This window comes from Sphingomonas sp. DC5200-1 (genome assembly GCF_049897245.1).
Lineage (GTDB): Bacteria > Pseudomonadota > Alphaproteobacteria > Sphingomonadales > Sphingomonadaceae > Sphingomonas > Sphingomonas aquatilis.
The window spans coordinates 53,065-72,167 of sequence record NZ_JAFCVW010000002.1 but is presented as its reverse complement, the minus strand read 5'-3'; the positions used below and the strand labels follow the sequence as shown (position 1 = coordinate 72,167).

Annotated in this window: 20 protein-coding genes; 8 read left to right on the top strand and 12 right to left on the bottom strand. The window is 68.0% G+C overall.

The window, feature by feature from the left end:
- Positions 1 to 39: 39 nt before the first annotated feature.
- Together ACP7A3_RS03625 and ACP7A3_RS03620 are read left to right on the top strand one after the other, a co-directional pair.
- Entirely contained in the window at positions 40 to 474 is a 435-nt protein-coding gene (locus ACP7A3_RS03625) for a hemerythrin domain-containing protein (RefSeq protein WP_426255300.1), read from the top strand.
- Positions 471 to 962 (top strand): GNAT family N-acetyltransferase, encoded by a 492-nt coding sequence (locus tag ACP7A3_RS03620; protein ID WP_426255301.1) that lies wholly within the window; start codon positions 471 to 473, stop codon positions 960 to 962. The genes ACP7A3_RS03625 and ACP7A3_RS03620 overlap by 4 nt, the downstream gene beginning before the upstream one ends.
- A gap of 365 nt (positions 963 to 1,327) precedes the next feature.
- Here the strand turns inward: ACP7A3_RS03620 and ACP7A3_RS03615 are convergent, their stop codons facing one another.
- Complete coding sequence (locus ACP7A3_RS03615) at positions 1,328 to 1,870, bottom strand: hypothetical protein (protein WP_426255302.1); 543 nt, start codon at positions 1,868 to 1,870, stop codon at positions 1,328 to 1,330.
- 103 nt (positions 1,871 to 1,973) lie between these two features.
- Here ACP7A3_RS03615 and ACP7A3_RS03610 point away from each other — a divergent pair, with 103 nt between their 5' ends.
- Positions 1,974 to 2,351 (top strand): PRC-barrel domain-containing protein, encoded by a 378-nt coding sequence (locus ACP7A3_RS03610; protein WP_426255303.1) that lies wholly within the window; start codon positions 1,974 to 1,976, stop codon positions 2,349 to 2,351.
- Between the two features lie 15 nt (positions 2,352 to 2,366).
- Here the strand turns inward: ACP7A3_RS03610 and ACP7A3_RS03605 are convergent, their stop codons facing one another.
- Both ACP7A3_RS03605 and uvrB read right to left on the bottom strand, forming a co-directional pair.
- Positions 2,367 to 3,851, bottom strand: coding sequence for a PQQ-dependent sugar dehydrogenase (locus ACP7A3_RS03605; protein ID WP_426255304.1), 1,485 nt, complete (start codon positions 3,849 to 3,851; stop codon positions 2,367 to 2,369).
- A gap of 98 nt (positions 3,852 to 3,949) precedes the next feature.
- The gene (uvrB, locus tag ACP7A3_RS03600; RefSeq protein WP_426255305.1) at positions 3,950 to 6,145 is read right to left on the bottom strand and encodes an excinuclease ABC subunit UvrB; all 2,196 of its coding nucleotides are present in this window, start codon (positions 6,143 to 6,145) and stop codon (positions 3,950 to 3,952) included.
- Between the two features lie 137 nt (positions 6,146 to 6,282).
- On the opposite strand from uvrB, the gene ACP7A3_RS03595 reads away from it, so the two are divergent.
- The gene (locus tag ACP7A3_RS03595) at positions 6,283 to 7,104 is read left to right on the top strand and encodes a ferredoxin--NADP reductase (protein ID WP_043060734.1); all 822 of its coding nucleotides are present in this window, start codon (positions 6,283 to 6,285) and stop codon (positions 7,102 to 7,104) included.
- A gap of 49 nt (positions 7,105 to 7,153) precedes the next feature.
- Here ACP7A3_RS03595 and ACP7A3_RS03590 read toward each other — a convergent pair whose 3' ends face one another.
- From ACP7A3_RS03590 to ACP7A3_RS03550, 9 genes are all read right to left on the bottom strand, one after another.
- Complete coding sequence (locus ACP7A3_RS03590; RefSeq protein WP_295564330.1) at positions 7,154 to 8,059, bottom strand: SDR family NAD(P)-dependent oxidoreductase; 906 nt, start codon at positions 8,057 to 8,059, stop codon at positions 7,154 to 7,156.
- 100 nt (positions 8,060 to 8,159) lie between these two features.
- Complete coding sequence (locus tag ACP7A3_RS03585) at positions 8,160 to 8,582, bottom strand: hypothetical protein (RefSeq protein WP_017979521.1); 423 nt, start codon at positions 8,580 to 8,582, stop codon at positions 8,160 to 8,162.
- Positions 8,583 to 8,692: 110 nt separating this feature from the next.
- Positions 8,693 to 9,385, bottom strand: a complete 693-nt coding sequence (phoB, locus tag ACP7A3_RS03580) for a phosphate regulon transcriptional regulator PhoB (protein WP_020486556.1) — start codon at positions 9,383 to 9,385, stop codon at positions 8,693 to 8,695.
- On the bottom strand, positions 9,385 to 10,089 hold the full coding sequence (gene phoU, locus ACP7A3_RS03575; RefSeq protein WP_017979519.1) for a phosphate signaling complex protein PhoU: 705 nt from the start codon (positions 10,087 to 10,089) through the stop codon (positions 9,385 to 9,387). The genes phoB and phoU overlap by 1 nt, the downstream gene beginning before the upstream one ends.
- Positions 10,089 to 10,850, bottom strand: a complete 762-nt coding sequence (gene pstB, locus ACP7A3_RS03570; RefSeq protein WP_221204744.1) for a phosphate ABC transporter ATP-binding protein PstB — start codon at positions 10,848 to 10,850, stop codon at positions 10,089 to 10,091. Before pstB ends, phoU begins: the two co-directional genes overlap by 1 nt.
- Positions 10,844 to 12,094: a phosphate ABC transporter permease PstA gene (pstA, locus tag ACP7A3_RS03565; RefSeq protein ID WP_426255306.1), complete on the bottom strand. Its 1,251-nt coding sequence runs from the start codon at positions 12,092 to 12,094 to the stop codon at positions 10,844 to 10,846. The genes pstB and pstA overlap by 7 nt, the downstream gene beginning before the upstream one ends.
- A complete protein-coding gene (gene pstC, locus ACP7A3_RS03560) occupies positions 12,087 to 13,463 on the bottom strand; it encodes a phosphate ABC transporter permease subunit PstC (RefSeq protein WP_426255307.1) in 1,377 nt (458 codons plus the stop codon). Before pstC ends, pstA begins: the two co-directional genes overlap by 8 nt.
- A gap of 169 nt (positions 13,464 to 13,632) precedes the next feature.
- The gene (locus ACP7A3_RS03555) at positions 13,633 to 14,703 is read right to left on the bottom strand and encodes a substrate-binding domain-containing protein (RefSeq protein ID WP_426255308.1); all 1,071 of its coding nucleotides are present in this window, start codon (positions 14,701 to 14,703) and stop codon (positions 13,633 to 13,635) included.
- 296 nt (positions 14,704 to 14,999) lie between these two features.
- The gene (locus tag ACP7A3_RS03550; RefSeq protein ID WP_426255309.1) at positions 15,000 to 16,235 is read right to left on the bottom strand and encodes a sensor histidine kinase; all 1,236 of its coding nucleotides are present in this window, start codon (positions 16,233 to 16,235) and stop codon (positions 15,000 to 15,002) included.
- A 166-nt stretch (positions 16,236 to 16,401) separates the two neighbouring features.
- On the opposite strand from ACP7A3_RS03550, the gene ACP7A3_RS03545 reads away from it, so the two are divergent.
- The 4 genes from ACP7A3_RS03545 to ACP7A3_RS03530 are packed head-to-tail and all read left to right on the top strand — an operon-like array spanning position 16,402 to position 18,992.
- On the top strand, positions 16,402 to 16,839 hold the full coding sequence (locus ACP7A3_RS03545; protein ID WP_017979513.1) for a hypothetical protein: 438 nt from the start codon (positions 16,402 to 16,404) through the stop codon (positions 16,837 to 16,839).
- A 4-nt stretch (positions 16,840 to 16,843) separates the two neighbouring features.
- On the top strand, positions 16,844 to 17,125 hold the full coding sequence (locus ACP7A3_RS03540) for an HPr-rel-A system PqqD family peptide chaperone (protein ID WP_426255310.1): 282 nt from the start codon (positions 16,844 to 16,846) through the stop codon (positions 17,123 to 17,125).
- Complete coding sequence (locus ACP7A3_RS03535; RefSeq protein ID WP_426255311.1) at positions 17,122 to 17,976, top strand: HprK-related kinase A; 855 nt, start codon at positions 17,122 to 17,124, stop codon at positions 17,974 to 17,976. The genes ACP7A3_RS03540 and ACP7A3_RS03535 overlap by 4 nt, the downstream gene beginning before the upstream one ends.
- On the top strand, positions 17,961 to 18,992 hold the full coding sequence (locus tag ACP7A3_RS03530; protein ID WP_426255312.1) for a nucleotidyltransferase domain-containing protein: 1,032 nt from the start codon (positions 17,961 to 17,963) through the stop codon (positions 18,990 to 18,992). Before ACP7A3_RS03535 ends, ACP7A3_RS03530 begins: the two co-directional genes overlap by 16 nt.
- Positions 18,993 to 19,103: the final 111 nt, after the last annotated feature.

Sequence of the window (19,103 nt, the reverse complement as noted above, 5' to 3'; positions counted from 1 at the left end):
GGCGGCTTAGTATTTGATACTACGTCGAATCTGTGGGGGATGGCCATGCTGAGCAGGAAGACGCTCTCCGCCGAACATGACGAGTTGCGCGAGCTGGCCGCAGCGCTGCTGGCCTGCGTGGCGGCGCCGCATTGCGATCCGTCGCGTTTGGGAAAGGCGCGCTGGCTGTTGACCCGCAAGCTGCTGGCGCACCTCGCGAAGGAGGATGCGTTGCTCTATCCCCGGTTGCGCGCAGGGCGGGACCCGCGCGCGGCGGAGGTCGCGACGCGTTTCGCGGCGGAGATGGGGGCGCTGGCCGACCGCTACCGCGCCTATATCGCGGCCTGGCCGGCGGAGCGGATCGCGGACGACTGGATTGCCTTCGGGGCCGCCACGCGGCAGATCCTGCAGCAGCTGCTGCGTCGGATCGGAGGGGAGGAGACAATGCTCTACACGCTGATCGAGGAGACCCCGTCGCACCGGACAGCGGCGTGACGGCGCCGACGATCCGCGCGGCAAACCCCGACGACGTGGCGGGCACCGTCGCGATGCTCGCGCCTGTGATCGCCTTGGGCGAGGCCTATGCCCTGCCGCGCGACATGACCCCGGCGGCCATCGCGGACCATTGGTTCGCGGCGGCGCATCACGTGTTCGTGGCCGAGCGCGATGGCGTGCTGCTAGGCAGTTATTACATTCAAGCCAATCAGGCGGGCGGCGGCGCGCATGTCGCCAATGCGGGCTATGTCACGGCCGAAGCGGCGCGGGGGCAGGGCGTCGCGCGGGCGATGGCGGAGCATTCGTTCGACGCGGCGCGGGCCGCGGGCTTTCGGGCGATGCAATTCAATTTCGTGCTCGCCAGCAACACGGTCGCGGCGAACCTGTGGCAGGCGCTGGGCTTTGCGATCGTCGGGCGGGTGCCCGAGGCGTTCGACCATCCTCGGCTGGGCCCGGTCGATGCTTTGATAATGCACCGCTTCCTGTAGCCCGAAATGAGAAGAGGGTGCCGGGCGCCTCCCGGCGACCCGACACCCCCCAAACATGGTCAGCGGCCGGAGAGCTCCAGCCCGGGAGACCATGAGGCCTCTTCAACCCATGACGGCATCGTTGATTGGGGGAGGATACCCCCCGGTGCCGCCGTATCGGGTGTTAGAAGCCAGTCCCCCGAACGAACTGAACCGACCCCACTGCTGAACCATGAGACATCGGATCACCTCCTTTCGCTTGTGATAGCCATGTGCCGGGGACCCCCGCCACACCGGCAATGTGCGCATCGCCGCGGCCACATGCAAGACTTGTAATGCAACGCGTTTTGCACGAGCATCGCGCCCCTTGGCCCCGGGCCTTTGGGCTAGCGCCGGCAATCCTCGGTCACGCGCTCGATCTCCGCCCAGGCGGGCAGGACCAACGTGCCGCTGCCGGGCTGCTCCACCACGAACCGTCCGCGGCTGAAGCCCATCGCGTCGAGCAGGCTGTCGTTGGGCGCGAGCGTGGTCGCGACATATGGCGGTGTGCCGCCGGTCGGGCGCATCGCCAGGGCGCGCGTGGTGCTGGTGGTACGGATCGTCACCGGTGCGAGCACGCTGCCGGCGCGCGACAGGAAGATCTGACGGCCCGACAGGTCGCAGCGCAGCGTCACCAACGCGTCGCTGCCCGCCATCCCGAACAGCGCCAGGCTGCCGCGCGCATCGCGGCGATAGGTCCAGGTGCCCGGCGTCAGCGGCCAGTCGCGCCAGTCGCTGCCGCGCGGCGCTGCGACTGGCGCAGGCTGCGGGCGAACCGGAGCGGGCGTCGGCGTGGCCGGCGGCGCGATCGGCTGGGGCACGCAGGCGCCGAGCGCGGCGAGCAGGGCGATGGCGAGACCGGGGGCAGGATTGAAGGCGAAACGGCGCATGGGCGGGGCTTATGGGCGAAGCGGCAGGCGCGCTCAAGGCGCGTGAACATGGAACCGGCGCGGCCACAAGGCGGTTCACCCGGCACGAAACAGGAGCTTTTCGATGTCCACCGACACGCAGACCGCCACCACCCAGCTGCTCGCGCAGGCCAATATCGCCCATTCGCTGAAGGTCGAAAGCCGCGACGGGGATCAGGTGGGCGCGGTCTATGCGTTGATGGTCCACAAGGGATCGGGCCGCACGACGCACGCCGTGCTGAGCCTCGGCGGGTTCCTGGGGATGGGCAAGAGCTTCTACCCGGTGCCGTTCGGCCTGTTGCAGTTCGATCCGGTCCGCGACCTGTACGTCATCACCATCGACCGCCGCATCCTGGAAGGCGGCCCGAGCTGGTCCAACAACGCGCCGGTCTTCGACCAGGCCTACGCCGATCGCGTCGCGAGCTATTACGGCGTCGGCAGCGAGAATTTGGCGGCGGGGTGAACGGGATGCGGGCGCTCAGCCCGCATCCACCCGGAAAATATCGCCACCGGCATCGACGATATAGAGGGTGCCGCTGGCATCGGCGTTGACCGCCGTGGGTTCGTTCAGCGTCCCCACGTCCGGCGCGAAATCCGCCCGCCGCCGCTCGATCGTGCTGGCGGTGACGAGCGTGCCGCCCAGCTTCGCCGCACTCGTCGCGAAAATGCCGCCGCTGCGATCGGCAAAGACATATTGGCCCGACAGGCTGGCAATCGCGCCGCGATAGACGACCCCGCCGACGATGCCGGTGCCCATGCCGGGGCCCGTCCCAAAGCGATATTCCAGCGCGGGATCGACCAGGCCGGCCGGCGCGCCACTGCGCACGGTGACCGTACCTTCCTTATAGGGCCAGCCGAAATTGCTGCCGGCGGTAGGGTCGATCAGGTCGACCTCATGCCGGCTGTCGCCGCCGCGATCGGCGAGCAGCAAACGGCCATCCAGCAGCGTGGTGCCACGCGGATAGCGGAGGCCGCTGGCGATGCGGCGGGTGAGGAAATATTGCGGGCTGACCCCGGCAAAGGGATCGGGGTTGCGCTCGACGACATACAGTTTGCCGAACGTCGACGTCGCGGACTGGCTGCCCAAGGCGGGATCGGTGGCGCCGATGGCATCGCTGGTGGCGATATAGAGCTTGCCGTCCGCAGCGAGCTGGGCGGTGCCCGTGGCACTTGCGCCGGCGGGCATGGCCGCAAACAACACCGTCTCGGACGTCAGTGCCGGCGACCCGAAGATGCCGGACCGCTGGCCGATCGCCGCTATCAACGCCCCGTTGCTCGCGGTGTACAGCACGACGAACTGCCCCGACTTCGCATAGTCCGCCATAGGCGCGATCGCGGCGAGGCCGCCTTCGCCGGCGGTCGAGACATTGACCGTCAGAAAGAGCGTCTTGGTGCCGCTGGTGGGATCGAACAGGAAGATGCGCCCGCCGCGTTCGGGCACGAAGACGCGTGTGTCGCCAGGAATGGAGACGAACCCGACCGGGCGATCGAAGCCGGTGCCGATGCGGCGGACCACGACGCCTTCGCGGTCGTTGGTCACCGTTACGCGCAGATCGAGCGTCGTCGTGGCCTGACCGTCGCTGGCGGTGATCTGGACGAGATAGACATTGTCCTCGTCGCTGTCGGTCGGCAGATCGTAATTCGGTGCGGCGGCAAAGCGCAGGCGATCGCCGTCCAGGACGAAGCGTGCGGCATCGCTGCCGCCGCTGATCGAATAGGTGATCGCATTGTTATCGGGATCGGTGGCTGCCGCCTGATAGAATGACCCGGCGAAATTTTCGGTGACGCTGGCAGTGGTCACCGAGGTGAACGTCGGCGGATGATTAGCGATCGGTGTCGTCCCGCCCCCGCCATTCCCGCCGCCGCATGCCGCCAGTCCCAAGGCGACGCCGGCCGTCGACAGTCGTAAAAGCAATTTCAACGACTTCTTGCCGGCATTGCCGGCCAAACAACGATCCGTCACGCAAACACTCCCCCTAAGTCTTTCGACTGTAAGGCGGAGCAGGCTGTCGTCCTAGAACAATTCGAAAAGAATTTTGGCGGAGCGCCGCGGCGGCGAGATTACCGCCCCCGTCGGCCTCCCATCCGCATCTTCTGTTCCTTCCCATATCGCGTTTTGCGCGTCCCCGGTTTGCCTTCGTTGCTGCGGCCCATGATCGGGGCCTTCTGCTCGTGTGCGGGCAGGCCGAGTTCTTCGTTTTCGAGCTGGCGGATTTCGTCGCGGAGGCGGCCGGCGGTTTCGAATTCGAGGTCGGCGGCAGCCTTACGCATCTGCTTTTCGAGGTCCTCGATATAGGCGCGCAGGTTGTGGCCGACCATGTGGGGGCGGTCTTCGTCGATGGGGACGGTGACCTGATCGCCCTGGCTGACGTGCGCGATGATGTCGCCGATGTTGCGGCGGATCGTCGTCGGCGTGATGCCGTGTTCGGCGTTATACGCTTCCTGCTTTTCGCGACGGCGCTGCGTCTCGTTCATCGCCCGCTCCATCGAGCCGGTGATGCGATCTGCGTAGAGGATCACACGACCATCGACGTTGCGCGCGGCGCGGCCGATCGTTTGTATCAGTGAGGTTTCGGAGCGCAGGAACCCTTCCTTGTCGGCGTCGAGGATCGCGACCAGCCCGCATTCGGGGATGTCGAGGCCTTCGCGCAGCAGGTTGATGCCGATGAGGACGTCGTAGACGCCGAGGCGCAGGTCGCGGATCAGCTCGATACGCTCCAGCGTCTCGACGTCGGAATGCATGTAGCGGACCTTGATACCCGCTTCGTGCATATATTCGGTGAGGTCTTCGGACATGCGCTTGGTGAGCGTCGTCACCAGCGTGCGATAGCCCTTGGCGGTGGTCGCCTTGCACTCCTGGATCAGGTCCTGCACCTGTTCCTCGACCGGGCGGATTTCGACGGGCGGGTCGATCAGGCCTGTGGGGCGGATCACCTGCTCGGCGAAGACGCCGCCGGTCTGCTCCATCTCCCAATTGCCGGGCGTCGCCGAGACGCTGACCGTCTGCGGGCGCATCGCGTCCCATTCGTTGAAGCGTAGCGGGCGGTTGTCTATGCACGAGGGCAGGCGGAAGCCATATTCGGCGAGCGTGATCTTCCGACGATGGTCGCCGCGCGCCATCGCGCCGATTTGCGGCACGGTCTGGTGGCTTTCGTCGACGAACAGCACGGCGTTTTCGGGGAGATATTCGAACAGGGTGGGGGGCGGTTCGCCGGGCAGGCGACCGGTGAGGAAGCGGCTGTAATTTTCGATGCCGGCGCAGCTGCCGGTCGCGGCGATCATTTCGAGGTCGAAGTTGGTACGCTGTTCGAGGCGCTGGGCTTCGAGCAATTTGCCTTCCGCAATCAGCTCCTTCAGCCGTTCGGACAGCTCGTGCTTGATCGCCTCGCCCGCCTGCTTGAGCGTCGGGCCGGGGGTGACATAGTGGCTGTTGGCGTAGACGCGCACGCTGTTGAGCGAGGCGACCTTCTTGCCGGTCAGCGGATCGAATTCGGTGATCTCTTCGATGTCGTCGCCGAAGAAGCTGATCCGCCACGCGCTGTCTTCATAGTGCGAGGGGAAGATTTCGAGCGTGTCGCCCTTCACGCGGAAATTGCCGCGCTGGAAGGCGGCGTCGTTGCGCTTGTACTGCAACGCGACGAGCTTGCGCACGATCTCGCGCTGGTCGACGGTCGTGCCCTTTTTCAGGTCGAAGATCATCGCCGAATAGGTCTCGACCGAGCCGATACCGTAGAGGCACGAGACCGAGGCGACGATGATCACGTCGTCGCGTTCGAGTAGCGAGCGCGTCGCCGAATGGCGCATGCGGTCGATCGACTCGTTGGTCGAGGATTCCTTTTCGATATACGTATCCGACCGGGGGACATACGCCTCGGGCTGGTAGTAATCATAATAGCTGACGAAATATTCGACGGCGTTTTCGGGGAAGAAGCTTTTGAATTCGCCGTAGAGCTGCGCCGCGAGGATCTTGTTGGGGGCGAGGATCAGCGCAGGGCGCTGCAATTCCTCGATCACCTTGGCCATGGTGAAGGTCTTGCCCGAACCGGTGACGCCGAGCAGCACCTGGTCCTTCTCACCCGCGCGCGCGGTCGCGGTCAGCTCGGCGATCGCGGTCGGCTGGTCGCCGGACGGCTGATATTCGCTGACCAGCTTGAACGGGCGGCCGCCCTCCACCTTGTCGGGGCGCGCGGGGCGGTGGGGGATGAAGCTCTGGCCGGTTTCCGGCTCGTCGAGGGTGGTGCGAATCTGGATGACCATATCGGGAACGGATATGGGGTGGGGGGCAAGGCTCGGCAATGTCCGGACGGGGTCCCGACAAGCTTTGCTTCGGTTGACCGTGGCGCGCGTGCTTCATATTGCGAACGCTTCTCGAACAACCCGAAGTCCTGCCCGCGATGACCGATACCCGCACGCCGAAGACGATCCCCGAAACCAAGGCGTTCGCCAACGTCAAGGTGCTGTGGGTGCGCCACTGGAACGACCGGCTGTTCAGCTTCGCGGTCGAGCGCCCGGCGAGCTTCCGCTTCCGCTCGGGCGAGTTCGTGATGATCGGCCTGCCCGGTGACGGCGAGGGCGCCAAGCCGATCATGCGCGCCTATTCGATCGCCAGCCCGCATTATGCCGAGGAGCTGGAATTCCTGTCGATCAAGGTCGAGGACGGGCCGCTGACGTCGAAGCTGCAGCTGATCGAGGCGGGCGACGAAGTGTATATGGGGAAGAAGCCGACGGGGACGCTCGTCACCGACGCGTTGATTGGCGGCAAGCGGCTGTTCTTCTTCTCGACCGGCACCGGCCTTGCGCCGTTCCTCAGCCTGGCGCGCGATCCCGACGTGTACAGCATGTTCGATCAGGTGATCCTGGTCCATTCGGTGCGGCAGGTCAGCGACCTGGCCTATCACGACGAATTGCAGGCGCGCCTCGCCGACGATCCGTTGGTGTCGGAGGAAGCAGCGACGCAGTTCCACTATATCCCGACGGTGACGCGCGAGCCGTTCCGCACGACGGGGCGCATCGGCGACCTGATCGAGAGCGCGGCGCTGTTCGGCGATCCGGTGCAGGGCGCGAAGAAGCTCGATCCCGAAACCGACCGCATCATGCTGTGCGGGTCGATGGCGATGATCCGCGAAACGGCGGCGATGTTGGACGGCATCGGCTTCGAGGAAGGCTCGAACGCCAAGGCTGGGACGTATGTGATCGAGCGCGCGTTCGTCGACTGATCCCTGGCGCCCTGCCGGCCCGAGCCGGCGGGGCGCGCAGGCTGGCGGCTCAGCCGCCCTGGAGCAGCTTGCCGATCGTCATCGCCTGTTCGGCCCCGGTCTTCGGCACGATCTCGCCATGGCGGTCGGCGATCGCGTCCCACGCATCGGCGACGCCTTCGGGCGAGAGCGCTTCGCCGGTCAGCAGCGTACCGGGCGTCAGCGTGACATAGGAGGCCTGGAAGACGCCGGCGCCGGCGCCCAGGATGACGTTGCTCGGCGCGTTCTCGCTGACCAGATACAGCGCGCCGGGCGCGACCTTTTCAGGCGCGAAGGCTTCGAAGGCGGCGGCGGGGAACAGATCCTCGGTCATGCGCGTGCCGGCGGTCGGGGCGATCGTGTTGACGCGGATGTCGTTCTTCGCGCCCTCGATCCCCAATGTCTTGGCGAGGCCGGCTAGGCCCAGCTTGGCGGCGCCGTAATTGGCCTGGCCGAAATTGCCGAACAGTCCGCTGGATGACGAGGTCATCAGCACGCGGCCGTAATTCTGTTCGCGGAACGTCTCCCAGCACGCCTTGGTGGCGAAGGCCGAGCCGAGCAGGTGGACGCGGACCACGAATTCGAAATCGGCGGGCTCCATCTTCGCGAAGGTCTTGTCGCGCAGGACGCCGGCGTTGTTGATGAGGACGTGGACGCCGCCCCAAGCTTCCTTGGCGCGGGCGACCATCTCGACCATCTGATCGTATTCGGCGACGTTGCCGCCGTTCGACATCGCCTCGCCGCCAGCCGCGCGGATTTCCTCGACCACGGCGAGCGCCGCGTCGGAATGGCCGGTGCCGTCGCGGGCGCCGCCGAGATCGTTGACGACGACCTTGGCTCCACGCTTGGCGAGTTCGAGGGCGTAATGGCGACCGAGGCCGCCGCCGGCTCCGGTGACGATGGCAACGCGATCATCGAAGCGGATCGGACTGGACATGGAAAAGGCGCTCCTTCCACGATGGAATGAAGCGCCTTCCATACCGGACCTTCGAACGGGCGCAACACAGGATGTCGCGCCCGCCGATGGTCAGCCGTGCTTAGCGACGAGCGCGGCGCTTCGCCTTGTGCGGGGCCTGGCTCGCCTGCATGCAGCCGTCATACTGGCCCTTCTTGCAGATCGGGTAGCTTTCCTTCGCCGGGGGCGGCGGGAAGGCCTGATCCGGGGTCGGCGCCTGACGGAAGACCGGGGGCAGCGTCGAACCCGGCGTACCGCCGGTCACGGCCGGGCCGGTCGGCGCGTAGCCGCCGGCGGGCGAGCCGGTGGTCTCAGCGGGCGGCATGCTCGCCTGCGGTGCCGGGGCGGCGGGCGGCGGCGGCGGCGTCTGCGCGTCGGCGGGCGCTGCGGCGGGATCGGCCGGAGCCGGGGTCATCGTCTGGTCGGCGGGCGCGGGGGCCGGCGTGGTCTGCGCCATCACCGGCGCTGCGATCATCGCCGTGGCGGCGAGCAGAATGAGCTTCATCGCGGGAATCTCCTTTGAAACCTCATGCGCCGACAGGTGTCAGCACCGAGGCCCAACGTCCCACCGCAGACTTTTCTCCTTCGTTTCGCCGCCGATTCGATTCTTTGCGATTAAGTCCCTGAATCGAGGGAATAACCCGCAGAGCGCACGGTGCGGATCAGATCGGGCCGGTCGCCGATGTTGATCGCTTTGCGCAGGCGGCGGATGTGGACGTCGACCGTTCGGCTCTCGATATCGCTGTCATGGCCCCATACCGCGTCGAGCAGGCGTTCGCGGCTGAACACCCAACCGGGGTGTTCCAGGAAGTGCTTGAGCAGGCGGAATTCGGTGGGGCCCAGCGGCACGACCTCGCCGCCACGACGGACCTTATGGCCAACCGTGTCCATCTCGATGTCGTCATAGGTCAGCGCTTCGCCGGCGAGCGCGGGGCGGACGCGACGCAGCACCGCGCTGACGCGGGCGACGAGTTCGCGGGGCGAGAAGGGCTTGGTGACATAATCGTCGGCGCCCGTTTCCAGGCCGCGGATGCGATCCTCTTCCTCGCCCCGCGCGGTCAGCATGATGATCGGCACGTTCTGCGTTTCGGTCATGCGGCGCAGGCGGCGGCAGACCTCGATCCCCGACAGCCCTTCGACCATCCAGTCGAGCAGCACGATGTCGGGCGTCTTTTCCTTGGCGAGCAGCAAGGCTTCCTCGCCATCGGGCGTATGGGCGACGTCGAAATCCTCACGCTTGAAGTGATAGATGAGCAATTCGGCGAGAGCGGCATCGTCCTCGACGAGCAGCATGGATGCGCGTGCCATCAGAATATGTCCTCGTGCGTAGCGCCGTCGCGGTCGCGATCGGCCATCTGGGTTCCGGTTGCGGCGAAATAGACCATCTCGGCGACGTTGGTGGCGTGATCGCCGACGCGCTCCAGGTTCTTGGCGACGAACAACAGGTGGGCGACCTGGCTGATCGTGCGCGGGTTCTCGACCATGTAGGTGACGAGCGTGCGGAAGATGCTGTCGTAGAAATCGTCGAGCGCGGCGTCGCTTTCGACGACGCGGATCGCGGCTTCCGGATCACGCGCCGCGAAAGCGTCGAGCGCGGCCCGGACCATGTCGCTCGCCATGCGGGCCATCGAGGGGAGCAGTGACAAAGGTTCGATGCGGTGGCTGCCCCCGTCGGCATCGATCATCGGCACGCGCTTGGCGATATTCTTGGCGTAATCGCCGATGCGTTCGACGACGGCGGCGATCTTGAGCGCCGCCACCACCTCGCGCAGATCGACCGCCATGGGCGCGCGCAGCGCGATGATCCGGACCGCGAGCCGCTCCACCTCCGCCTCGATCGCATCGATCGCCTTGTCGTCGGCGCGCACGCGCGCGGCGAGTTCGGGATCGGGGCGGGCGAGCGCCTGCATGGCGAGCGCGATGGCATCTTCGGCAAGCCCGCCCATCTGCGAGATCATGCCGCGCAGCTGGCCGATATCGGCGTCGAATGCCTTGACCGTGTGATCCACCATTAGCCGTACCGTCCGGTGATATAGTCGCGGGTCCGTTCCTCCCGCGGGTTGGTGAAGATGTCGCTGGTCGCGCCGCATTCGACCAGCTGGCCGAGGTGGAAGAAGGCGGTGCGTTGGGATACGCGCGCGGCCTGCTGCATGTTGTGCGTGACGATGACGATGGCGTAGCGGCCGCGCAGTTCGTGGATCAGCTCCTCGATGCGCGCGGTGGCGATGGGATCGAGCGCGCTGCACGGTTCGTCCATCAGGATGACTTCGGGTTCGACTGCGATGGCGCGGGCGATGCACAGCCGCTGCTGCTGGCCGCCCGACAGCGCGGTGCCGCTGTCGGACAGACGGTCCTTCACCTCATCCCATAGGCCGGCGCGGAGCAAAGATTCCTCGACCAAATCGTCCAAGTCGGCGCGGGCGGTCGCGAGGCCATGGATGCGCGGGCCATAAGCGACGTTTTCGTAAATCGATTTGGGGAAGGGGTTCGGCTTCTGGAACACCATGCCGACGCGCGCGCGCAGCTGCACGACGTCCATGTCGGGGGCGTAGATATCCTCGCCGTCGAGCAGGATCTGGCCCGTCACGCGCGCGCTCGCGACCGTGTCGTTCATGCGGTTGAGCGTGCGCAGGAAGGTCGACTTGCCACAGCCCGATGGGCCGATGAAGGCGACGATGTTATCCGAATCGACGTCGATCGAGACATGGTCGATCGCCTGCGTGTCGCCATAGCGGACGCTGACGTCGCGAGCGGAAATCTTGGGGGTCACCAGCGGGTCTCGAAACGGTTGCGGAGGTAGATGGCGAGGCCGTTCATCGCGAGCAGGAAGACGAGCAGCACGATGATCGCCGCGCTGGTCTTTTCGACGAAGCCGCGGTCGACCTCGTCCGACCAGAGGAAGATCTGCACGGGCAGGACGGTGGCGGGATCGGTCAGGCGCGAGGGCGGCGCGGCGATGAAGGCGCGCATGCCGATCATCAGCAGCGGTGCGGTCTCTCCCAGCGCGCGGGCCATGCCGATGATCGTGCCGGTCAGGATACCGGGCAGCGCGAGGGGAAGCACATGGTCGAACACCACCTGCACCGGCGACGCGCCGATCGCGAGGGCGGCGTCGCGGATCGATGGCGGCACCGCCTTGATCGCGTTGCGACCGGCGATGACGATGACCGGCATGGTCATCAGCGCCAGCGTCAGCCCGCCGACCAGCGGCGCGGATCGCGGCAGGTGGAAGGTGTTGAGGAAGACCGCGAGGCCGAGCAGCCCGAAGATGATCGAGGGCACGGCGGCGAGGTTGTTGATCGATACCTCGATCAGGTCGGTCCAGCGGTTCCGCGGCGCATATTCCTCAAGGTAGAGCGCAGACAGCACGCCGATCGGGAAGGCGAGGCCCAGCGTCACCGCCATGGTGAGCAGCGATCCCTTGAGCGCGCCCCAGATGCCGACGCGCACCGGATCGGTCGCATCGGCGCCGGCGAGAAAGCGCATGTCCCACCCTTCGGACAGCACGCTGCGTGCCTGCAGCCGGGCGACGATCGCCTCGGCCCTGCGCGTGCCGTCATGCTTGGCGGCGACGTCGATGTCGGTCGCGGTGGGGAGGGCGAAGGTCGTCCGGGTAGCGAGCAGTGCGGGATCGCGCTTGATCGCGTCGCGCACGGTGAGCCAGGCGGCATCGGACAACAGCTCGGTCCCGCGCGGACCATAGGCATGGATCGCCGCGGCATCGACCACCTGTTCGAGCCCCGCATCGGCGAGCGCGAGATTGGCGCCGCGGCCCTTCAGCTGTGCCGGCGCGATCGGCAGGCGCGCGGCGGCGAGGTCGATCGGCAGCGCGATGCGGGTTTGGCGGAAGCCGCTCGCCCCCTGCCAGATCATCGTCGCGAGCAGGAAGGCGAGGAACCCCGCCGACAGCCAGACCGCGGCAAGGCCCAGCCGACGGAAGCGACGTTCCGCGGCATAGCGACGCTGCGTCCGCCGCTTCACCGCGGCGGGATCGCGGAGGGGGCGGGGATCAGTCATAGGCCTCCCGATACCGCTTCACGACGGTCAGCGCGACGACGTTGAGCGCCAGCGTGATGACGAACAGGGTGAGGCCGAGCGCGAAGGCGGCGAGCGTCTTGGCGCTGTCGAACTCCGCCTCGCCGGTCAGCAGGTCGACGATCTGCTTCGTAACGGTGGTGGTGCTGGCGAAGGGATTGGCGGTGAGCGTCGCGACGCCGCTCGCCGCCATGACGACGATCATCGTTTCGCCGATCGCGCGGGAGACGGCGAGCAGGATGCCGCCGACGACGCCGGGCAGGGCCGCGGGCAGGATCACCTTGCGGATCGTTTCCGACTGCGTGGCGCCCATCGCCAAGCTGCCGTCGCGCATTGCGGCGGGGACGGCGGCGATCGAATCGTCGGCCATCGACGATACGAAGGGGATGATCATGATCCCCATCACCACGCCCGCCGCCAGCGCGCTTTCCGACGAGGCGTTCGCGATGCCGAGCGCAAGGCCCAGCTGGCGGACCGCAGGCGCGACGGTGAGCGCAGCGAAATAGCCGTAGACGACGGTGGGGACGCCCGCGAGCATCTCCAGCACCGGCTTCATCCAGCGGCGCGTCGCGGCATGCGCATATTGGGTGAGGTAGATGGCGCTCATCAGGCCGAAGGGGACGGCGACCGCCATCGCGATCACCGCGCCGATGAAGAACGTACCCCAGAACAGGGGCACCGCGCCCAGGCTGGCGCCGGGATCGTCCGGCAGGATGACCTGCGGCGACCAATGCGTGCCGAACAGGAACTGGCCGATCGGCACGATGCCGAAGAAGCGCCCCGATTCGTACAGCAGCGACGCGACGATGCCGACCGTGGTGAGGATCGCGATGAGCGACGCGCAGAGTAGCAGCAGCATCACGACGCGCTCCACCTGCGTGCGGGCGGCGAAATCGGGGCGGACACGCGTGAAGGCGAAGGCGCCGCCGCCGATCGCGAGGCACAAGGCCAACGCGGTGGCGATCCAGTCGTAGCGCGCCTGCGCGGCGGCATAGGCGGGGGCGAGGCGGACCGACAGCACGTGGAACGGCACATGGCTGCGCCCGCTCGCCAGAGCGCGTGCTTCCGACAGGATCGAGGCGCGCTCGAAGCCCGGCGGGGGCAGCGTCGCGGCGGCGGGCGTCGCGATCACCGCATCGGTGACGAGCGCGGGCGAGGTGAGGCTCCACGCCGCCAGGAACAGGAGCGGCGGCACCAGAGCGGCGAGCGCGACGAAATAGCCGTAATGGACGGGCAGAGCGGTGAAGCGCGCGACCCCCGGCTTGCGGAACGTCGCCGCCCGCATCCGCGCGGCGAGCCAGCCGATCAGCGCGAGGCCGAAGACGACGATGACGAGGGCGAGGCCGCTCATGCTGCGGCTCGCGTGGAGCTTGGGACGCCGGCCACACGCACTCCGTCACCCCGGACTTGGTCCGGGGTCCACCGGGCCGCGGGGGCAGCGCCGGAGCCTCCAGCCCGCCCCCTCGCCGCAAAGTGGACCCCGGACCAAGTCCGGGGTGACGGGGTGAGGTGGGCAACCGTCACGACGGCAAATCCGCCGGGTTCAGCGGCGTCTCGTTCGCGATCACCGCCGCCGACGCCGCACGCACCGCAGCGGGCGCGGCGATCAGGCCGCGGCGGACCAGCGGCCCGCCCGGTCCCCAGGCCGCGGCGTACAGGCGCAGGAACGTGTCGAGGCCGGGGATGGCGCGCAAATGCCCCTTCTTGACGTAGAGGTACAGCGGGCGCGACCCCGGATAGCGGCCGTCGGCGATCGCGTCATAGGTCGGCAGCACGCCGTCGATTGCGACGCCGTTCACCGTATCCGCATTGTGTTCGAGATAGCTGTAACCGAACACGCCGATCGCATCGGGGTTGGCGCTGAGTTTTTGGACGATCAGATTGTCGTTCTCGCCCGCATCGACATAGGCGCCATCCTCGCGCACCCGCGTGCACAGTGCGCGATGCGCGTCGGGCTTGCTCCGTGCCAGCAGGCGCGCGCGTGGATCGATCGCGTCGCAGCCGCGCGTCAGGATCAGTTCGGCGAGCGCATCGCGCGTGCCGCTGGTCGCGGGCGGGCCATAGACCTGGATCGGCGTCGCGGGCAGCGCCGGGTTCACGTCGCGCCACGTCTTCGCGCGATTGGGCTTGCCGAAGGGCGTCGCGGCGAGCGCACGATACAAATCGGCGGGGGTCAGGCGCATGCCGGGCCCGTTCTTGGCCTCCGCAAAGGCGATGCCGTCGATGCCGATCTGGATTTCGAGCACCGGCCCGACGCCGTGCGCCTCGCAGGCGGCATATTCGCTGCGCTTCATCCGGCGCGAGGCATCCTCGATATCGGGGTGTCCCGCACCGATGCCGGCACAGAACAGCTTCATGCCGGCGCCCGTGCCGGTCGATTCGATCACCGGCGATCGTGCGTCGGGATTGTCCGCGACGAACGCCTCGGCCACCGCGGTGGTGAAGGGATAGACGGTGGACGAGCCGACGACGGCAATCTGATCACGCGCGCCGCTGCCGCCGCCATTCGCCTGATCCTTGCACCCTGCAAGGCAGAGCGCCAGCGTCAGCAGAGAGCCGGCCAGCAAGCGGCCGGAAGGAAGACAGCGCATCGGATCCCCGCGGGCGACTCGCGCGTCGCCCAACCCGCCTCTGTGACGGTTTTGTTGCCTTTTGATGACATGGGTGGCGGGTGGGGCGGCGGGTGCGGCCGTCAGGGCACTTTTAATGTGCAGGCGGCTGCCGCACCTCCCCCGTCACCCCGGACTGGTTCCGGGGTCCACTCCGCGGCGAGGGGGACGGTAGGAGGCTCACACGCTGCCCCCGCGGCCCGGTGGACCCCGGAACCAGTCCGGGGTGACGGGGTGGGGGGGGACGCGTCGCGCGACTCGCAGCCGGCCGGTCGGCGTCAGGCCTTCGCCGCCGCCGGCGTGGCGACCGCCGTCTCCATCTCCGCTGCCGGCAGCGCGATCGTCACCGTGGTGCCGATGCCGACGCGGCTCGCGATATCCAGCCGGCCGCGGTGGCGTTCGACGATATGCTTGACGATCGCGAGGCCCAACCCCGTGCCGCCGACGCTGCGGCTGCGGCCGGCATCGACGCGGTAGAAGCGTTCGGTGAGTCTGGGGATGTGCTGCGGCGCGATGCCCTCGCCTTCGTCGCGGACGACGAGCTGGACCAGTTTCGAGCGGTTAAGACTCAAGGACACGCGCACCGGCGTATTCGCCCGGCCGTATTTCATCGCATTGCCGATGACGTTGTGGAACAGCTGTGACAGCTGTGCCTCGTCGCCGGTTACCGCGGGCAGGCCGGGATCGATCGTGACCGACACGTCGCCGGCGCGCGGGCTGCGCGCGGCGGCGATCTCTGCGGCGACGTCCTCCAGCAATTCGCCAAGGTCCAGCCGTTCGCCGGGCAGACGGTATTTCTCCGCCTCGATGCGGGACAGCGAGATGAGGTCTTCGACCAGCCGCTGCATGCGCCGAGCTTCGTCGAACATCACCTTCAGGAAGCGGGCGCGGAGGGCAGGGTCTTCGCCGGCCTCCTCATTCAGCGTTTCGATGAAGCCGAGGATCGAGGCGAGCGGGGTGCGCAATTCATGACTGGCGTTGGCGACGAAATCGACGCGCATCTTTTCGGCGGCGTAATTGCCGCTCTGGTCGACGAGATGGACGATGCGCATGCCGTCGGTGGTTTCGCCGGTGCGCATCTCCCAGCGCTGGTCGGGTGCGCCGACGCCGACCAGTTCGACCGGGCGGCCAGGCAGCGTGCCGGTCGGGCCCAGGCGGTCGGCGGCGGCGGGATGGCGGATGGCAACGCGCACGTCCTCGCCGACGATATGCTTGCCCAGTACGGAGCGGGCCGAGGCGTTGGCGCAGGTGACGATGCCGCGGCGGACGAGCAAGACGGGTTCGGCGATGACGTCGAGCACCTCGCCGAGCAGGGTATCGGCGTCGGGCCCCCGTGCGCGGGCGGCCGCCTGTCCCTGATCGCCGCGGCCCATGGCGGCGAGCGCGGCGGCCATGGCGCCGACCACCGTCACCGCCGCGCCGTCGACGCTGCCGCCGACCGCATAGACGCCCACGCCCGTGCCGAGCGCGATGACGAGCGCGCCGCTGAGCCGCCGGGCGAATCGGGTTAGCATGGCGTCCTCGCTAGCCGAGGATGACCGCTTGCGGGAGGGGGCGCATGACGCAATTTGCGGGGCGCGCGGCGCCAACGCCGCGGCAGACCGTCCCGCCACGGTACGCGCGCCATACTTGCCAGTGGCTTACGAATATGAAAGGCACGCTTGCGATAACAGGGGTGTCATGAGCGACGAAACGCCGATCGACGGTGCGGACCAGACCGCCGGACAGCCTGATGCTGCGCCGGTGACGGAGGGCGTGTCGACGCGCCGCCGGGTGCTGATGCTCGGTGCGGTGACCGCGGGTGCGGTCGTCTCGATCCGCCCGGCACTGGCACAGAGCGCGGCGTCGGTGATGACTTGCGAGATCCCGGTGCCCGACCTGGGCCGGGCGGGCCAGTATATCGACCAATATGGCAATGTCGTGCCGGCGGGCACCAAGGGCGCGTTCGCGCCGCCGGGTCGCCCATTCAAGGGCGACGAGGTGAAGCGCGCGCTCGCCGGCGGGCAGTTGCCGGGTACGACCTACGACAGCAGCCGCGCCTATATGGCCTATATCCGGCGGCTGCAGCGCGGGCAGGGCGGCTTTACCTGTTTCGCCTCGTTGCAGATGCCGCGCTGACCCGATGCGCTATCGCGCCGCGGCGCCCGACACGCTGCTGAGGCGCGAGCTGGATATGCTGGTCGCGGTCTTCCACCGATCGTCGGGGATCACGCATCTTCTTGCCAGCCCCGCGCCCGAGATCCTCGAGGTATTGGCTGCGAGACCGCTCGATCGGGACGGCCTGCTCGCCCGGCTCGGCGAGGCGTTCGAGCTGGGCGATGGCGGTTCCGATGCACTGGCGGCGCGGCTCGACGAGCTGGTCGCGGCCGGGCTGGTTGAAGCGGAGCCGATCGGGGCGGCATGAGGCACGTCTTCTGCGTTCGGATCGGACCGATCGGCTTTCGGATCGGCAGCGACTGGCGCGCGCCGATCGCGGCGCTGGAAGAGCTGTATCGTTATTACCCCTCGCCGAACCTGCCCGACTTCACCGTGCGGCTGGAGGCGACGCGGCCATGGCGGCGCTGGGTGCGGCCATCGGTGCGGATCGGCGGCGATTATATGCTGCCCGAAGCCGCGCCGCTGCCGCTGGCGCAGGGGCTGCTCGCTGCCGAGATGGCGATGAACCTGCAACTGGCGCTGGGCTGCCGGCGCTATCTGCTGATCCATGCCTCGTGCGTCGAACGCGATGGGCGGGCGCTGCTGATGACGGGAGAATCCGGGGCGGGCAAATCGACGCTGGCGACATTGCTCGCCGCGCGCGGCTGGCGCTTCATGGGCGATGAATTCGCGCTGATCGATCCCGAGACGGGGCTGGTCCACGCCTTTCCGCGTCTGATCAGCCTGAAGAACGACGGGATCGCCGCGGCCATGGCGGCCTGGCCGAGCGCGCGAATGGGGCCACTTCTGGCGGCCACGCCCAAGGGGGACATCCGCCACATGGTGCCCGATGCGCTGAGCGTCGGCGCGATGGACGAGCCGGCGCAGCCCGCCCTGCTGCTGTTCCCGCGGCACGGCTTTGCGGCGGAAACGCGTGCGGTCGCCGTATCTGAGGCGTTCGTGCGGCTGACGCAGGCGTCGACCAATTACGTCATGCTGGGCGAGGCCGGATTCGACGCACTGACCCGCCTGGTGTGCGACACGCCGGCGATGGCGATCGACTATCCCGACGGCGCGGCGGCGGTGGAGCAGGTGGAGGCGCTGTGGCGGATGCTCTGATCCTCGCCCGCGCGCTCGCCGATCCGACCAGTCTGGCGCTCGACACCGACTGGGCGGGCCTCGTCACCATGGCGCGCGCCGAACAGTTGCTGGGCACGCTCGCGTGGCGGCTGCACGGCCTGCCACTGCCCGAGGACGTCGCGCTGCTGCTGAGCGATGCGCGCGCCGCGGCCGAGAATGGGCGCCGCACGGCCTTGTGGGAGGCGGAGATGGCGCGGCGGGCGCTGGCGCCGCTCGGCGTGCCGGTCGTGCTGCTGAAGGGGACCGCCTTCGTCGCAGCGGGCTTGGCGGCGGGGCAGGGGCGGTCGATCGGCGACCTCGATATCCTCGTGCCGCGCGCGGCGCTGGATGCCGTCGAGGCGGCGCTGATCGCGGCGGGCTGGGAATGGGTGAAGCCCGATCCGTATGACGACGCCTATTATCGGCGCTGGATGCATGAATTGCCGCCTCTGATCCACGCGGAGCGCGACCGGATGATCGACGTACACCATACGATCCTGCCGCTGACCGCGCGGGTGCGGCCCGACGCGGCGGCGCTGATCGCGGATGCGGTGCCGCTTGGTAACGGGCTGTCCGTGCTGTCGCCGGCGGCAATGATCGTCCAAGCGGCGGCGCATCTGCTCGCTGACGGCGATCTGGCGGGGGGCCTGCGCAACCTGTGGGATATCCACTGCCTGTATGGCGAGGCGGCGGAGGACGATCCCGACTTCGGCCTGCCGCTGGTCGAAGAGGCGGCACGCCATGGTCTGCACGAGGCGGTGGTGCGCGCGTTGAGGCTGTCGCAGCAGCTGTTCGGGACGCAGGTTCGGGCGTACGAAAGTTCGGGTCGTATTCGCCTGACGCCGCGGTGGAATGACCGACTCTTCCGCCGTCGCCTGCTGGCGCGGGATGATTGGGGGCGACCGATCCGTCCGGTGACGCGGCTGGCGTTCTACGTGCGCTCGCATTGGCTGCGCATGCCGCCCGCGATGCTGGCGCGGCATCTGTGGATCAAGTGGCGTAAGGGTAAAGCCTAGCCCGGCACACTGCGTCACCCCGGACTTGGTCCGGGGTCCACCGGGCCGCGGGGGCAACGTACGAGCCTCAAGCCGTCCCCCTCGCCGCAGAGTGGACCCCGGAACCAGTCC

Coding starts and splice junctions, on each gene's coding strand:
- ACP7A3_RS03625 (WP_426255300.1), top strand. CDS start 40: ATGGCCATGCTGAGCAGGAAGACGCTCTCCGCCGAACATGACGAGTTG.
- ACP7A3_RS03615 (WP_426255302.1), bottom strand. CDS start 1,870: ATGCGCCGTTTCGCCTTCAATCCTGCCCCCGGTCTCGCCATCGCCCTG.
- ACP7A3_RS03610 (WP_426255303.1), top strand. CDS start 1,974: ATGTCCACCGACACGCAGACCGCCACCACCCAGCTGCTCGCGCAGGCC.
- uvrB (WP_426255305.1), bottom strand. CDS start 6,145: ATGGTCATCCAGATTCGCACCACCCTCGACGAGCCGGAAACCGGCCAG.
- ACP7A3_RS03595 (WP_043060734.1), top strand. CDS start 6,283: ATGACCGATACCCGCACGCCGAAGACGATCCCCGAAACCAAGGCGTTC.
- ACP7A3_RS03590 (WP_295564330.1), bottom strand. CDS start 8,059: ATGTCCAGTCCGATCCGCTTCGATGATCGCGTTGCCATCGTCACCGGA.
- ACP7A3_RS03585 (WP_017979521.1), bottom strand. CDS start 8,582: ATGAAGCTCATTCTGCTCGCCGCCACGGCGATGATCGCAGCGCCGGTG.
- phoB (WP_020486556.1), bottom strand. CDS start 9,385: ATGGCACGCGCATCCATGCTGCTCGTCGAGGACGATGCCGCTCTCGCC.
- phoU (WP_017979519.1), bottom strand. CDS start 10,089: ATGGTGGATCACACGGTCAAGGCATTCGACGCCGATATCGGCCAGCTG.
- pstA (WP_426255306.1), bottom strand. CDS start 12,094: ATGACTGATCCCCGCCCCCTCCGCGATCCCGCCGCGGTGAAGCGGCGG.
- pstC (WP_426255307.1), bottom strand. CDS start 13,463: ATGAGCGGCCTCGCCCTCGTCATCGTCGTCTTCGGCCTCGCGCTGATC.
- ACP7A3_RS03555 (WP_426255308.1), bottom strand. CDS start 14,703: ATGCGCTGTCTTCCTTCCGGCCGCTTGCTGGCCGGCTCTCTGCTGACG.
- ACP7A3_RS03550 (WP_426255309.1), bottom strand. CDS start 16,235: ATGCTAACCCGATTCGCCCGGCGGCTCAGCGGCGCGCTCGTCATCGCG.
- ACP7A3_RS03545 (WP_017979513.1), top strand. CDS start 16,402: ATGAGCGACGAAACGCCGATCGACGGTGCGGACCAGACCGCCGGACAG.
- ACP7A3_RS03540 (WP_426255310.1), top strand. CDS start 16,844: ATGCGCTATCGCGCCGCGGCGCCCGACACGCTGCTGAGGCGCGAGCTG.
- ACP7A3_RS03535 (WP_426255311.1), top strand. CDS start 17,122: ATGAGGCACGTCTTCTGCGTTCGGATCGGACCGATCGGCTTTCGGATC.